Origin of the sequence: Serratia quinivorans (assembly GCF_052113645.1) — a bacterium.
Lineage (GTDB): Bacteria > Pseudomonadota > Gammaproteobacteria > Enterobacterales > Enterobacteriaceae > Serratia > Serratia quinivorans_B.
On the sequence record NZ_JBIEIU010000004.1, the window covers coordinates 247,993 to 262,194 of the forward strand.

15 protein-coding genes are annotated in these 14,202 nt (G+C 58.1%); 7 read left to right on the forward strand and 8 right to left on the reverse strand.

What is annotated here, in order from left to right:
- Window positions 1-21: 21 nt before the first annotated feature.
- A complete protein-coding gene (locus ACGS9J_RS10375; RefSeq protein WP_442230841.1) occupies window positions 22-240 on the reverse strand; it encodes a DUF7661 family protein in 219 nt (72 codons plus the stop codon).
- Window positions 241-310: 70 nt separating this feature from the next.
- Here ACGS9J_RS10375 and ACGS9J_RS10380 point away from each other — a divergent pair, with 70 nt between their 5' ends.
- Window positions 311-1,123: an AraC family transcriptional regulator gene (locus ACGS9J_RS10380; RefSeq protein WP_442230842.1), complete on the forward strand. Its 813-nt coding sequence runs from the start codon at window positions 311-313 to the stop codon at window positions 1,121-1,123.
- Here ACGS9J_RS10380 and ACGS9J_RS10385 read toward each other — a convergent pair.
- Window positions 1,120-1,713, reverse strand: coding sequence for a LysE family translocator (locus ACGS9J_RS10385; RefSeq protein WP_442230843.1), 594 nt, complete (start codon window positions 1,711-1,713; stop codon window positions 1,120-1,122). The two genes, ACGS9J_RS10380 and ACGS9J_RS10385, sit on opposite strands and share 4 nt — an antisense overlap.
- Before the next feature lie 85 nt (window positions 1,714-1,798).
- Window positions 1,799-2,092: a (4S)-4-hydroxy-5-phosphonooxypentane-2,3-dione isomerase gene (gene lsrG, locus ACGS9J_RS10390; protein WP_020825799.1), complete on the reverse strand. Its 294-nt coding sequence runs from the start codon at window positions 2,090-2,092 to the stop codon at window positions 1,799-1,801.
- A gap of 186 nt (window positions 2,093-2,278) precedes the next feature.
- Here lsrG and lsrK point away from each other — a divergent pair, with 186 nt between their 5' ends.
- From lsrK to ACGS9J_RS10420, 6 genes are all read left to right on the forward strand, one after another.
- Window positions 2,279-3,844: an autoinducer-2 kinase gene (lsrK, locus tag ACGS9J_RS10395; RefSeq protein WP_442230844.1), complete on the forward strand. Its 1,566-nt coding sequence runs from the start codon at window positions 2,279-2,281 to the stop codon at window positions 3,842-3,844.
- A 233-nt stretch (window positions 3,845-4,077) separates the two neighbouring features.
- Window positions 4,078-5,262 carry an MFS transporter gene (locus tag ACGS9J_RS10400; protein ID WP_442230845.1) on the forward strand — a complete coding sequence of 395 codons (1,185 nt, stop codon included), beginning with the start codon at window positions 4,078-4,080 and terminating at the stop codon, window positions 5,260-5,262.
- 208 nt (window positions 5,263-5,470) lie between these two features.
- Entirely contained in the window at window positions 5,471-6,364 is an 894-nt protein-coding gene (locus ACGS9J_RS10405) for a LysR family transcriptional regulator (RefSeq protein WP_442230846.1), read from the forward strand.
- A 161-nt stretch (window positions 6,365-6,525) separates the two neighbouring features.
- Window positions 6,526-6,867 carry an HNH nuclease YajD gene (gene yajD / locus ACGS9J_RS10410; RefSeq protein ID WP_020825794.1) on the forward strand — a complete coding sequence of 114 codons (342 nt, stop codon included), beginning with the start codon at window positions 6,526-6,528 and terminating at the stop codon, window positions 6,865-6,867.
- 278 nt (window positions 6,868-7,145) lie between these two features.
- Window positions 7,146-7,781 carry an AAA family ATPase gene (locus ACGS9J_RS10415; RefSeq protein WP_020825793.1) on the forward strand — a complete coding sequence of 212 codons (636 nt, stop codon included), beginning with the start codon at window positions 7,146-7,148 and terminating at the stop codon, window positions 7,779-7,781.
- The gene (locus ACGS9J_RS10420) at window positions 7,778-8,074 is read left to right on the forward strand and encodes a hypothetical protein (protein WP_442230847.1); all 297 of its coding nucleotides are present in this window, start codon (window positions 7,778-7,780) and stop codon (window positions 8,072-8,074) included. Before ACGS9J_RS10415 ends, ACGS9J_RS10420 begins: the two co-directional genes overlap by 4 nt.
- A 31-nt stretch (window positions 8,075-8,105) precedes the next feature.
- On the opposite strand, the gene ACGS9J_RS10425 is transcribed toward ACGS9J_RS10420, so the two are convergent.
- The 5 genes from ACGS9J_RS10425 to bglX all read right to left on the reverse strand — a co-directional run bounded on the left by ACGS9J_RS10425 (window position 8,106) and on the right by bglX (window position 14,131).
- On the reverse strand, window positions 8,106-8,837 hold the full coding sequence (locus tag ACGS9J_RS10425; RefSeq protein ID WP_442230848.1) for a substrate-binding domain-containing protein: 732 nt from the start codon (window positions 8,835-8,837) through the stop codon (window positions 8,106-8,108).
- A complete protein-coding gene (locus tag ACGS9J_RS10430) occupies window positions 8,830-9,609 on the reverse strand; it encodes an ABC transporter ATP-binding protein (RefSeq protein ID WP_442230849.1) in 780 nt (259 codons plus the stop codon). The genes ACGS9J_RS10425 and ACGS9J_RS10430 overlap by 8 nt, the downstream gene beginning before the upstream one ends.
- Complete coding sequence (locus tag ACGS9J_RS10435; RefSeq protein ID WP_442230850.1) at window positions 9,602-10,600, reverse strand: FecCD family ABC transporter permease; 999 nt, start codon at window positions 10,598-10,600, stop codon at window positions 9,602-9,604. The genes ACGS9J_RS10430 and ACGS9J_RS10435 overlap by 8 nt, the downstream gene beginning before the upstream one ends.
- Window positions 10,597-11,646: an ABC transporter substrate-binding protein gene (locus ACGS9J_RS10440; RefSeq protein ID WP_442230851.1), complete on the reverse strand. Its 1,050-nt coding sequence runs from the start codon at window positions 11,644-11,646 to the stop codon at window positions 10,597-10,599. Before ACGS9J_RS10440 ends, ACGS9J_RS10435 begins: the two co-directional genes overlap by 4 nt.
- Window positions 11,647-11,833: 187 nt before the next feature.
- On the reverse strand, window positions 11,834-14,131 hold the full coding sequence (gene bglX, locus ACGS9J_RS10445) for a beta-glucosidase BglX (RefSeq protein WP_442230852.1): 2,298 nt from the start codon (window positions 14,129-14,131) through the stop codon (window positions 11,834-11,836).
- Window positions 14,132-14,202 lie beyond the last annotated feature (71 nt).

Below are 14,202 nucleotides of genomic sequence, written 5' to 3' on the forward strand. Positions count from 1 at the left end.
CCCTTGTTATCGGGCCGGGGTTTATTCGATCCTTAAGACATCAGGATGGCGTTCCGTCGCGGCTTCGTGGTAAATGTCCCCCAGATAGCCGGCTATCTCGCTTTCGGTCAATTCATCCGGCAACACGATGTCGTAACTGCGCGCATACTTGCGCTCCGGCAACGTCACGCGAAACAACTGCCATTGCCCCCCTACCCGTTTGACCCCCAGCAGGCGACCGAACACATTAAAAATCATCACCCGCATTCCCTCCCCAGCGCGTTTTAGGCTATAACACAAGCTAGCCCCGCCGCATCGAAAAGGAAAGACAATGACCGCTAATGCGCCGCAGTTCTGGCGTGATCCGCAGCTCCCCTCCGTGGAAGCCCGCGCCATTGAAGATGGCCGTAAGGTTTGTTACGCCCTGCACAGCCATGAAATCTTTTCCATCGGCGCCATCACCGACGGCACCAGTATTTATATTAACGGCAGCCAAGCGTTGCAGGTCAGCACCGGCGATGTGGTAATCATCAATCCGCAGCAGGCCCACGCCTGTAATCCCATCGGCGACCAGCGCTGGTCATACATCATGTTTTATATCGATGCCGCCTGGCTGGGTAAATTGCAGCAAGAAATCATCGGCGGCGACGGCCGTTTTATCCCCTTCACTCAGGTTCTCAGCCGTGACCCCGAACTGTTTGGTGGCCTGAAGCGGCTGTATGAGCTACTGATCGACCCACTGCGCTGCCATTTGGAAAAACAGATCGCTCTGGTGGAATACTTCAGCGATTTGCAGGCCTCTCTGGGGGAGACACCGGTTCCCCCCTACGAGCACCCAAAATTGGCGGCCGCGGCAGCCTTTATCAACGCGCATTGTACCCAACCGCTCACGCTGGAAGCCATCTGCCAGGCGGCAGCGCTTTCGCCCTCTTACCTGATACGCGCCTTTAAACAGCGTTACGGCATGACGCCGCATGCCTATCTGGTTAACCAACGTATTCAATTCGGTCACCGGTTGCTGAAACACGGTTATCCGATCGCCGCAGCGGCTAGCGAAAGCGGTTTTGCCGATCAGGCGCACTTTCAGCGCACCTTCAAACTGTTGCTGGCCGCCACTCCCGGCCAGTACCAAAACCCACGCTAAATGCCGTCGGCCAGCAGATAGCAGGCGCTGGCTGCCAACAGCAACGCCATCAAGCGATTAAAACGCCGTACGTTGCGTGCCTGCAGCAGCAGGCCGGTCAACATCGCGCCGGTGTAAGCCCAGCAGGCTACCGAGGCATAACAGATCACAAAGTAAATTACCGCGAACTGCCACAGCAGCAGGCGATCGCCATCGGCAACAAACGCCCCCAGACTGGCCACCGATGCCAGCCAGGCCTTGGGGTTCAACCACTGCAACAGCGCGCCATACCAGAAAGAAGGGGCTTGCGGTTGGCTACCCTGCCCCAAGCGGCCGTCATCAAACGCCAGTTGATACGCCATAAACAACAAAAATGCGATGCCCGCCCACTGGATAACCTGTGTCAGCACCGGCCACAGCACCAACAGCGTGTTCAGCCCCAGACCTAGCAGGATCAACAGCAGAGTAAACCCCAGCGTGGCGCCCGAAACATGGCGCAGAGTGGCGTTGAAACCGAATTGCGCCCCCGCGCTCAGGGCAACGATATTGACCGGACCGGGGGTGATGGAAGAGGCCAGCGCAAATGCAGCCATGGAAAGATAGATATTCATTAAAGGCACCTGAGAAAGAGTTCACAGATGCCAGACTGACGGCTTGGCTTGTTACTGTATTGAACAGAATTACCCTACGCCGGTTCTAACCCGGCATCAGGCCGATAAAGCTGGTTTTCTTGCGCGGCCCGGTCATTAGCGCCTCCAGTTTTTCCACGCATTGCAGATAGTGCGGCGTCTTTTTATGGGCGGCCACTGCCTGCTCGTCGCGGTAGGCTTCATAAATATAAAACCGCGTCGGGATCGATTCATCTTGCAACACGTCAAAACGCAGGTTGCCCGGCTCTTCTATCGCCCCCAGGTGATTGGCGCGGAAGACCTCAATAAACTCGTCGATTTTGTCCTGTTTAACGTTAATTTCTACCAGTGTGACGTGCATGGCGACTCCTTGTTAAACCTTGAAGGTCAATGTTCTTTCCAACCATAGGTTTAATCCCGCAGATTTCCCCCCTGCAAGGGTAATTTTGCAGCCTGGCTCACAAATCCCATCAGGCCCTGCGCTTCCCCCACGGGGGTGAACAGTACGGCATCTATAGTTAAAACTCCTCCCCAGAGAGTGTGAGCTATGGATAACTATTTGATGGCGCTGGACGCAGGCACCGGCAGCATTCGCGCGGTAATCTTCGATCTGGCGGGTAACCAGATCGCTCAGGGTCAGGCCGAATGGCGGCATTTGGCCGTGCCGGGCGTGCCCGGTTCAATGGAGTTTGATTTAAGCCACAACTGGCAACTGACCTGCCAGTGCATCCGCCAGGCGCTGCAAAACGCCGGTCTCTCTGGTCAAGCCATCCGTTCCGTGGCCTGCTGCTCCATGCGTGAAGGCATCGTACTTTACGATCGCGATGGTGTGCCGATCTGGGCCTGCGCCAACGTTGATGCCCGCGCCAGTCAGGAAGTCAGCGAACTGAAAGAACTGCATAACCATAATTTCGAGCGCGAGGTTTATCAGTACTCCGGCCAAACGCTGGCATTAAGTGCCATGCCGCGCCTGCTGTGGCTGGCGCATCACCGACCGGACATTTACCGTCAGGCGGCCACGCTGACCATGATCAGCGACTGGCTGGCGAATATGCTCAGCGGCGAACTGGCGGTGGATCCCTCCAACGCCGGCACCACCGGCATGCTCGATTTGGTCAACCGCGACTGGCGTCCGGCGCTGCTCGATATGGCCGGGCTACGCGCCGATATGCTGTCACCGGTAAAAGAGACCGGCTGTGTGCTGGGACACATCACCGAGCAGGCGGCGCAGCAAAGTGGCCTGCTGCGCGGCACGCCGGTGGTGATGGGCGGCGGGGATGTGCAACTGGGTAGCCTGGGGCTTGGGGTGGTGCATGCCGGGCAGACTGCGGTGCTGGGGGGCACCTTCTGGCAACAGATCGTCAATCTGCCGGAACCGGCCACCGATCCGGAGATGAACATTCGCATCAATCCGCACGTGATCCCCGGTATGGCACAAGCGGAGTCGATCAGCTTCTTCACCGGGTTGACCATGCGCTGGTTCCGCGACGCTTTCTGTGCTGAAGAAAAACTGCTGGCGGAGCGGTTGGGTGTGGACGCCTACAGCCTGCTGGAAGAGATGGCGGCACGCGTACCGCCCGGAGCCTACGGCGTGATGCCGATATTTTCCGACGCCATGCATTTCAAAACCTGGTATCACGCCGCGCCATCGTTTATTAACCTGTCGCTCGACCCGGAACGCTGCAATAAGCAGACCCTGTTCCGCGCGCTGGAAGAAAATGCCGCCATTGTGTCGGCCTGCAACCTGGAACAAATCGCCAGCTTCTCCGGCGTACAGGCGCGCTCGCTGGTGTTCGCCGGGGGAGGCTCGAAGGGCAAACTGTGGAGCCAAATTCTCAGCGATGTCACCGGCCTGACGGTAAGGGTACCGGTGGTGAAAGAGGCCACCGCACTGGGGTGCGCGATTGCCGCCGGGGTGGGAGCCGGGCTGTATGAATCGCTGGCGCAAACCGGTGAACAACTGGTGCGTTGGGAACACGAGTATCAGCCGGACATGGCCAATCATGAGCTGTACCAGCGGCAAAAAGAGACCTGGCGGCAGGTCTATGCCGATCAGCTCACCCTGGTCGACCACGGCCTGACCACCTCGATGTGGAAAGCGCCGGGCTTGTAATACACGACCGGGTGCAGCCTGCTGCACCCATCGCATAAGCTTATTCCGATTCAGCCTTTTGCCGACAGGCGGTCAAAAGTCCCGCCTGGCTTGCCTCTAGAGATTGTTCCTCCTCAGAAACAGTGTAACCACCGCAAACGGATTTATCCGCCGCAGGTGCCTGCGTAAATTGTGATCTCTGTCACTCCGCACCCATCGTGCGGTTTACGCATTCACCTGGGACGAGCGGTACTATGCTGAATAATAATGATAAACCTGCACCATCACCCTGGCTGGCGATCTTCTCGCTGACGGTCGCCTGCTTTGTGATGGTTACCACCGAATTTCTACCGATTGGCCTGCTGACCAATATCGCCCCATCGCTGGACGTCACCACCGGCAAAGCCGGTCTGATGGTCACCGTGCCCGGCATTGTCGCGGCAATCGCCGCTCCCGCACTCAGCCTGGCGGCCGGTCGGCTCGATCGTCGCCTGTTGATGCTGGCACTGAGCGTGCTATTGACGGTTTCCAACCTGGTTTCCGCATTGGCAGTGAACTTCCCCATGATGCTGTTGGGCCGCGTGCTGCTGGGCATTTGCGTCGGTGGCTTTTGGGCCTTCGCCGCCAACTATGGCCGCCATCTGGTGCCGGAAGCCAGTCAGGGCCGCGCCACTGCGCTTATCCTGAGCGGTATTTCGGTCGGTGCCGTGTGCGGTGTTCCCGCCGGGGCCTTGATTGGCGACCTGTTCGGCTGGCGTGCCGCTTTCTTTGGCAGCGCCGTGCTGGCGGTCGGGGTGCTGTTGGCGCAACTGCGCTTGCTGACGTCGGTGCCCCCTACCCGGCCAGTGACGCCACGCGATCTGCTGTTGCCTCTGCGTTTGCCGATGGCGCGCACCGGGCTTATCGCCATCGTCCTGCTGTTCATCGGCCACTTTGCCGCCTATACCTACCTGAAACCACTGCTGCAACAGGTGTTCGTCCTCAGCCCGTCGGCGATTTCGCTGCAGCTGCTGGCCTATGGCGCCATTGGCCTGCTTGGAACCTTTCTCGGCGAGAGGCTGGCCGAACGCAGCTTGCGCGCCACCTTTATCCTGATTGCCGCCATGTTGGCCGCCATCCTGATTGTGTCGCCGTTCCTCAGCGGCATCGCCGGGGCTACGCTGATGGTGATGGTATGGGGGTTGGCGTTCGGCGCCGTGCCGGTGTGCGCCACCAACTGGATGTTCGCTGCGGTACCGCAGGCACCAGAAGCCGGCCAGGCACTGTTGGTCTGCGTGATCCAGATTGCCCTGGCCTCCGGTGCGCTGCTGGGTGGCGAAGTGGTCGACTGGCAGGGTGTCAGTAGTGCCATGCTGTTCGGCGGTGCCTTGACCCTCTCCGCCGCGCTGGTTTTCGGCCTGACCTTGCGCTCCGGCATGATTGGCGCTAAACAGTCATAATCATTATTTACTGGCAGAAACACCCCCGGCTTGCCGCCGGGTCAGACGGCTGACAAAGTCCTCTGTGCTTAAAAGTCATGTTTTGTGTACTAATAAAAACAAAGAATGATGTCTTCAGGTTTACCCCAAACATCCGAAAACCACGCTTTTCGGGTGTTTGTCATCAAATTCACCCCGGCTTGCCGCCGGGGTTTGCACTGAGAGCGCTATGGATCATCATTTACTTGCTATCCGGGTGTTTAACCGCGTGGTGGAAACCGGCGGCTTCACCCGTGCCGCAGACTCGTTGCGGATGCCCAAAGCCACCGTCACCAAACTGATCCAAAGCCTGGAAGATCACCTGCAAACCAAGCTGTTCAAGCGCACCACCCGCAGCGTGTCGGTAACGCCCGAAGGCGAATGTTACTACCAACGAACGGTAAAATGGCTGGCGGAGCTGGAGCAGATGGAAGGCAGCATGACCGAGTCGCAGAGTGCGCCACAGGGTGTGCTGCGCATCGACGTTGGCGGTGCGACCGCGCGCCAGCTGCTGTTGCCGGCACTACCGGACTTTATCGCACGCTATCCGCAGATCCAGATCGATCTGGGCGTGGGAGACCGACTGATAGACCTGATTAACGACAGCGCCGACTGCGTGATCCGCAGCGGTCCGCTGGCAGATTCCAGCCTGATTGCCCGCCGGTTGTTCGAGCTTGAATGGGTAACCTGCGCAACTCCGGCCTATCTGACACGCTACGGGACACCCCAGCACCCCTGCGATCTGGAGCTGGGTTATCCGCTGGCGCACTACCGCCATGCGCTGAACGACCGTATCCTGCCGCTGCACTTTGTCGATCGAGGTAAAGAAATCGATATCCAGCACCGCTATCACGTCAGCGTCAACGAGAGCAATGCGCTGCTGGCGGCGGCACTGGCTGGGCTCGGCATCATCCAAACCTTTCGTTTTATGGCGCAGCCGCATCTGGACAGTGGCGATCTGGTTAGCCTGCTGCACGACTGGCAGCCACCGGCCGAGCAGATGTATGTAGTATACCCCTCCAACCGCCACCTGAGCGCCAAGATGCGGGTGTTTATCGATTGGGCGGTCGAGAGCTTCAAATAAGAGAAAGGGAGGTAGCTCGCCGTTTGGTCGCCCCCAGCGGCAAGCGTTTGAACCGCGGGAGGTTTGCGGCAAGGCCGTTACGGTGATGTGTCGCACGCTGTAACCCAGCGCTTTGTGGTATTATTTAACGCATTATTGTTATCACCCGACGGGCACACACCATGGCATATATCCCAAAAAACTACGCGAGGCTGGAGACCGGCTACCGCGAAAAAGCGCTGAAAATCTTCCCTTGGGTCTGCGGGCGTTGCTCGCGTGAGTTTGTTTACTCCAACCTGCGCGAACTGACGGTTCACCATATCGATCACGACCACAGCAACAACCCGGAAGACGGCAGTAACTGGGAAATGCTGTGCCTGTATTGCCACGACCATGAGCACTCCAAATACACCGAAGCCGATCAGTACGGCTCAACGGTGGTCGCCGGTGAGGATGCGCAAAAAGACGTCGGCCTCGCGACCCATAATCCGTTCGCCAACCTGAAATCGATGTTGAAAAAGTAGCTCTCCACGTGCCGCCATCATTAGCAGCTTAATAACTTATTAAGCTGCTAAATTAAAAAAAACCTTCTGCTTGTCTTCCCTTCCCAGAACATTCCTACTTACCCACTTACTAAGTTACCAGCAAAATAGGCTGTAAAGTTAACCGCATACTGGCTTGGCAAGCCGCTGCCGTTGGTGCATATTGTTCAGGCTCTGTTGCAGTTAACCTGTTTAATTATCAACCTAATAAGCATATTAACTTAATAAGTTACCAGCTTAATAACTTGAGAGATGGCAACATGATTGTTTTGATTGGCTCGCAAAAAGGTGGCGTAGGGAAATCGACCAAGGCGGTCAATATCGCCGGATATCTGATCCTCAAGCAGGGAAAAACCGCCATCATCGTTGATGCTGACGATCAGAAATCAATCATGACCTGGTATAACGATCGCCAGAATGTAGAAGGTCTGCCGCATATTCCGGTGGTCGCTGCCTCGGGCAAAATCAAAGAGACGCTGTTGGAGCTGGATCGCCATTACGACTATGTGATTGTCGATACCGCCGGCCGCGACAGTGCCGAACTGCGTTCCGGCCTGCTGGCCGCCGATTTGTTCCTCTCCCCGCTGCGCCCGTCGCAGATGGATCTCGACACCGTCGGCTATCTGTCGGAAATGTTCGCCACGGCGCAGGAATATAATGAGAAGGTGAAAGGCTACATCGTACTGAACATGTGCCCGACCAATATCTTCATTAATGAAGCCAACGAAGCGGCGCAGGTGTTGAGCGAATACCCAGAACTGACACTGGTCAGCAACCGCCTGTGCGATCGCAAGATTTACCGCGATGCCTGGGGTGAAGCTATTACCGTGCATGAGGCGCATAACGAAAAAGCGCAGGCGGAAATCGAAAGCCTGGTGAAGGAGGTGATCCTGTGAAAAAACGCACCCCCACCCACCGCATGTCGGAAGACGAGTTTATCAACAGCGCCACTTCCCACACCTTGTTGGCTCCCGCGCCTGAAGCCAAACCACAAGGCCGCAAACGCACTTACAAAGCCATTTCGGTCAGCCTGACCGATAACCACGTCGACGCCATCGATGAAATCATTGTGCAGGCGGCCCGCAACGGCGTGGTACGCATTACCCGTTCCGACATCATCAAGCTGGCGATTGACGGGCTGGCGGAGAAGAGCGAAGAGCACCTGCTGCAACTGCTGAAAAAGCAATAATAACCTCTTAATCTGCCAACTTAATAAGCTATTAGCTCATCAGGTTGGCAGGTAAAAAACCCTGTTCGCGCAGGATCGCCTGCCCCTGTTCCGCCAGAATAAACTCGGCCAAGCGCTGCGCCCGTGCATCCAGCAGGCACAGGCCATAATCTGCCTCAATCGTCAGCGACGGCGACAACTGGCGCACCGCCAGTTCGGGAAACCTTGCCAACGCTGCGCCGTAGCTGGCGTAACCGAGGAAAATATCCGCCTGTCCGCTGTTAAGCAGATACTCGGCCGCTGGCCGGCCCAGCGGCAGCGGCGCCGAATCTGGCCCCCCCACCAAAGCCAAAGCCCGTTGTCGCAGGGCTTTCCCCTGCCCCGGCACCAGGGATTCAATACGTTCAAATAATTGCAGCGCATAGTCACCGGAAGGATCGGCACCCGGCGTTGAGGTCGCCACCCGCCAGCGCGAGTCCAGCAGCACCTCCAGCAACGGGCGTTCTGTTAGTCCGGCAATATTACGTACCGTGGCGCACAACCGATTACGGGCAAAAGTTTGTACCCGTGGCGATAAATGCAGATCGACCAATCGCTGCGGATGCGCCAGATTGGCCGACGCGAAAATATGTGGCCGTTCACCGGCTTCAATGCGCTGACGCAGCAGGCCCGCAGGACCAAACACGGCGTCCACGCCTTCACCGGATTGCGTCTGAAATGCCGTCAGTAAGGGCCCAAATGCCGAACGCAGGCTGCCGGCGGCGAACAACAGAATATTACTCATGATGACGCTCCCGCTGGCTGCGATACAACGGCACCAGCGTTTCAAATGGCCGCCCCTCGATCTGCAAGGCCACCCGCTCAATCGCCAAATCAAACAGTGGCGAAAGCCTCTCGGCCGTCAGCACCGCCGCGCACGGCCCTATTTGATGCTGCCCTGCCGCCCCCAACAACAGAGCGCGATCGGCCACCGCATGGGCATGGTTGGGCTGATGGGTAGAAAACATCACCGCCATCTGCCGTTCCCGAGCCAAATGCGCGATCAGGCTCAGCACCCGGTCCTGATGATGGAGATCCAATGCCGAGGTCGGTTCATCCAGCATCAGCACCTCGCAGCTCATTGCCAACGCGCGGGCAATCAGCACCAGTTGCCGCTGCCCGCCGGACAAACTGCCAAATTCGCGATCGGCAAAATCCAGCATATCCAGCGACTGCAGGGCTTCTCTGGCCAGCCGGTGATCCTGCGCCGAAGGGGAACGAAACAACCCCACATAACGCGCTCGCCCCATCAGCACGATATCCAGCACCCGATAGGCAAACGGCGCCGTGAAATGCTGCGGCACAAAGCCGATGCCGTCGGCACATGCAACCGCCCCCTGTTGCAGCGGCAAGGTGCCCAGCAGCAGTTGCATCAAGGTGCTTTTGCCTCGTCCGTTGGGGCCCAACACCGCCAGTACTTCGCCACGCGGCAATTGCAGACTCAGTTGGTTAAACAAAGGGGCCTGGCCGGGCCAACCAAAACTGAGATCTTTAACCGTCAGTAATGTCTCAGCCATGCCAACCTCTCAGTTGCGCACGGCGCAACAGCAACGCAAACAACGGTGCGCCAATCAATGCCGTTAAAATGCCCAGTGGAATTTCACTGCTGCTCAGCGTGCGTGCCAAATCGTCGATCAACACCATATACAACGCCCCCAAACACAGAGAAGCCGGTAACAGACGACGATGATCGGGGCCGACCAGCAGCCGGGCAACGTGCGGAATAACCAACCCGACCCAGCCAATGCTGCCGCTGACCGCCACCTGCGCGGCGACAATCGCGGCGCACAGCGTCAGGATCAGCCAGCGGGTGCGTTCGACGTTAATGCCCAACGCAGCGGCATCCTCATCCCCCAGCGACAGCAAATTGATGCGCCAGCGCAATGCCAATAACAGCCCGCCGGCCAACAGCAACGGCAGGAAAAGCATCAACAGCTTATTGTCGTCGGCGGTGGCAAAACTGCCGAGCAGCCAGAACACGATGCTCGGCAGTTTCTCTTCGGTATCGGCCAGATATTGCAACAGGCTGACGCAGGCGGAGAAAAAGCCGCTGAGGATCACCCCAGCCAGCACCAGCGACAAAATATTGCGCCGGGCGATGGCGCTGGTAATGGCGAAAATCAGCAGCAACGCCGCCATGCCGAACACAAATGCAGACAGCAACAGCGCGGCCATCGGCAGGCTGAGTAAAATCGCCAGCGTGCCGCCAAAGGCCGCACCGGAAGAGACACCGATGATATGCGGATCCACCAGCGGGTTACGAAATACCCCCTGTAGCGCCGCGCCACACAGGGCCAGCGCAGCCCCGGCCCCCATCGCCAGCAGCACTCTGGGCACGCGAACTCCGAGGATCACCTGCCGCTGAACCGCATCAATAGCCTCGTGCGGGCCGGTCAACGGCTCCAGCAGGATCATCAGGCTGTGAGTTACCGACACCGGATAGCGGCCAATCCCCAACGACAACAGCGCGCAAAGCAACGTCAACAGGAGCAGCCAGCCAAGCCTCATTGCCCACTCTGGCAGCAGCTGCTGCGATAATACTGCCGGTAATAGGCATCCACCCGCTGTTGCAAATTAACGTCGCCCAAACGCTGCGGATACAGTTTTTTCGCCATCCACAATTCCCCCAGCGCCAGCGCTTCCGGCATTGGGTAGCCCCAGGCCTTGGCGTATTCCGGCATCAGATAGACACGCTTATTTTTTACCGCGTCGATCCCCTGCCACTGCGGTGAACTGAGGATTTGCTTCACCACTTCGGGATAGCGCTCCTGCACAAAAATCACCGCCGGGTTCCACTTCAGCACGTCTTCAATCGACACCTGCTTAAAGCCCTGAATGTCCTTCGCCGCCACGTTCAGTGCGCCGGCATGCTGCATCATCAGCCCGGTGTATTTGCCCGAACCGTAGGTGGTCAAATCCGGATTGGCCATATATACCCGCACCCGCTGGTCCTCCGGCAGGTCACGCAGGCGGTCGGCCACCAGCGTTCTTTGCTGGAACACGTCCTTGATCATCGCTTCAGCCTGTGGCTGGCGACCCATCACCGTGCCGATCAGGCGAATGCCGTCCTGCAGACCAAGGTTATAGGCCTGGTCTTCATCGTTCAGCACCGGGTTCATTTTCCCGGCCTGATCCGCAGCCTCACGGCGCAGCGAGATCGCCACCACCGGGATCCCGGCCCGTTCAATCTGGGCAATCATTTCCGGCGGTGCGTAGTTAGCGACAAACACCACCTGCGGGTGCAGGCTGAGCAAGCTTTCGATATTCACCGAGGTGAGATCGCCCGGCATCGGCATTTTCGCCAGCCCGGGAGCCAGCCGCAGATAATTCGGCCCCAGCTGTTTCTTCCAGCTACTGAGCACACCCACCACCTGCGGTAGCGCGTCGAGCTGCACCAACAGGTTCAGGGTTTGGTGTTGCAACACCACCGCACGGGTGATGGTATCGGGTAATGTGACCTGTCTGTTGAGTTGGTCGGTGACCTGGCGATCCGCCTGCGCGGCTGACGCGAACAGGATAAAAACCAGCAATAGGCGTGGGAAGCGTTTGAACATGGGTGATTCCGGTGAGTTATCGTTATATATAAAATCATATAGCGATAGCCGTGGCGAAACAATCAGCGGGATCAAAACAACAGGATTTACGGCACGGGTGTCACACGAGGTAACGCATTGGAGGATAGGCGGCGTTAAACAGCGAATAAAACCCTCTCCCACCGCGATGAGAGAGGGCCATAGGGGATCACTTCAGCGTAAAGCTCTGCGCCTGTACGTTGTCAGAGTCCAGGCCGACAAACACGTTAAACTTGCCCGGTTCCGCGCCCCATTTCAGGCTGGCGTTGTAGAACTTGAGATCGTCTTCGGTGATCGGCAGCTCAACGGTCTGCACCTGGCCCGCTTTCAGCATCACTTTTTTAAAGTTGCGCAGCTCTTTCACCGGGCGGCTGACCGAGGCGGTCACGTCCTGCAGATACAGTTGCACCACAGTAGCGCCATCATATTTGCCGGTATTCTTCAGCGTGACGCTGGCGGTGATCTTGCCATTGCGCGCCATTGTCGGGCTGGAGAGTTTCAAATCCGACAGGCTGAAGCGGGTGTAACTCAGGCCATAACCGAAGGGATACAGCGGGCCGTTCGGCGAGTCAAAGTAACGCGAGGTGTACTTGCCCGGGTTCTCCTTGCCGAACGGACGGCCGGTATTCAGATGGTTGTAGTACATCGGGATCTGGCCAACCGAACGCGGGAAGGTCATCGGCAGCTTGCCCGACGGGTTGTAATCGCCGAACAGCACATCGGCAACCGCATTGCCGCCCTCGGTGCCGCTGTACCAGGTTTCCAGGATCGCATCTGCCTGTTGGCTTTCCCAACTCAGCGCCAGCGGTCGGCCGTTCATCAGCACCAATACCAAAGGTTTGCCGGTGGCTTTCAGCGCGGCGATCAGGTCGCGCTGGCTTTGCGGAATGGTGATATCGGCACGGCTGGAGGCTTCGTGCGCCATGCCCTGCGATTCCCCGACCACCGCCACCACCACGTCGGCCTTCTTCGCCGCTTGAACCGCTTCGTCAATCATCTGCTGCGGTGGACGCGTGTCGAATACCACCGCCGGTTCATACTCATTCAGGTAGTCGATAATGCTCTTGTCCTGGGTGACGTTGGCCCCCTTGGCGTAGAGGATTTTCGCCTTGTCGCCCACCGCACGTTCCAGCCCTTCGCGCAGGGTCACCGACTGTTTAATCACCCCGGCCGCCGACCAACTGCCCATCACGTCACGCTGGCTGTCGGCCATCGGCCCGATCAGCGCAATGGTGCTCTGCTTGCTCAAGGGCAATGTCTGCTGGTCATTCTTCAACAGCACCATGGTCTTACGCGCGATCACGCGTGCTTCGGCGCGGTGCAGGCGGCTTTCGGCATTGGTGTCCTTCGGATCGGAACCGACCGGACCAAGATGGGTGTAAGGGTCTTTGAACAGGCCCATGTCATATTTGGTGTTCAACACGTCGCGGCAGGCGCGATCGATGTCGCTTTCCGACACCAGCCCGTCTTTGACCAGCCCCGGCAGGTATCGATCGTAATATTCGTCGCTCATGCTCATGTCGACGCCGGAGGTGATCGCCAGCCGCACCGCATCGCGCGCGTCTTCAGCCACGCCGTGTTTGATCAATTCTTTAATCGCGCCGTGATCGCTGATGGTGATGCCCTTGAAGCCCCACTGATCGCGCAGCAAGTCTTTTAGCAGCCACGGGTTAGCGGTGGCCGGGATGCCGTTCACCGAATTGAGCGACACCATAACGCCGCCGCTGCCGGCATCCACCGCGGCTTTATACGGCGGCAGATAGTCCTGATACATTCTCAGCGGGCTCATATCGACCGTGTTGTAATCGCGACCGCCTTCGGTGGCGCCGTACAGCGCGAAGTGCTTCACGCTGGCCATGATCGAGCCGGGCTTGGACGGGTCGCCGTTTTGGTAAGCGTCCACCATCACTTTAGCGATTTTGGACACCAACCAGGTGTCTTCACCAAAGCCTTCAGAAACCCGGCCCCAGCGCGGATCGCGGGTGATGTCGACCATCGGTGAGAAGGTCATGTTCAGGCCGTCGTCGCTGGCTTCCTGAGCCGACACCCGGCCACTGAGTGCGATGGCTTCGAGATCAAAACTGGCCGCCAGCCCAAGGCTGATCGGGAACACGGTGCGTTGGCCGTGCACCACGTCGTAGGCAAAGAACAGCGGGATTTTCAGGCGACTGAGCTGCATCGCCTGATCTTGCATGGCGCGGATATCCGGCCGGGTGACGGTATTGAAGATCGCACCGATCTGGCCCTTGCTGATGCCGTCGCGGATCGCCTCTTTCGGGTTATCCGGCCCGACGCTGATTAACCGCAGCTGGCCGATTTTTTCTTCCAGCGTCATCTGTTTCATCAGGTTGGACACAAAGGCATCGCGCTGCTGGGCATTAACGCCCTGGGTTACGCTGCTTTCCTGCGCAAAAACCGGGCTGATGGCCAGACCGGACAACATACTCACCACACAAAGCCATTTCATATTTTTTTATCTCAGGCATGTTCCCGCCGCAGACGGCGACGGAGATGATTAATCGACGTGAAAAGGCAGTG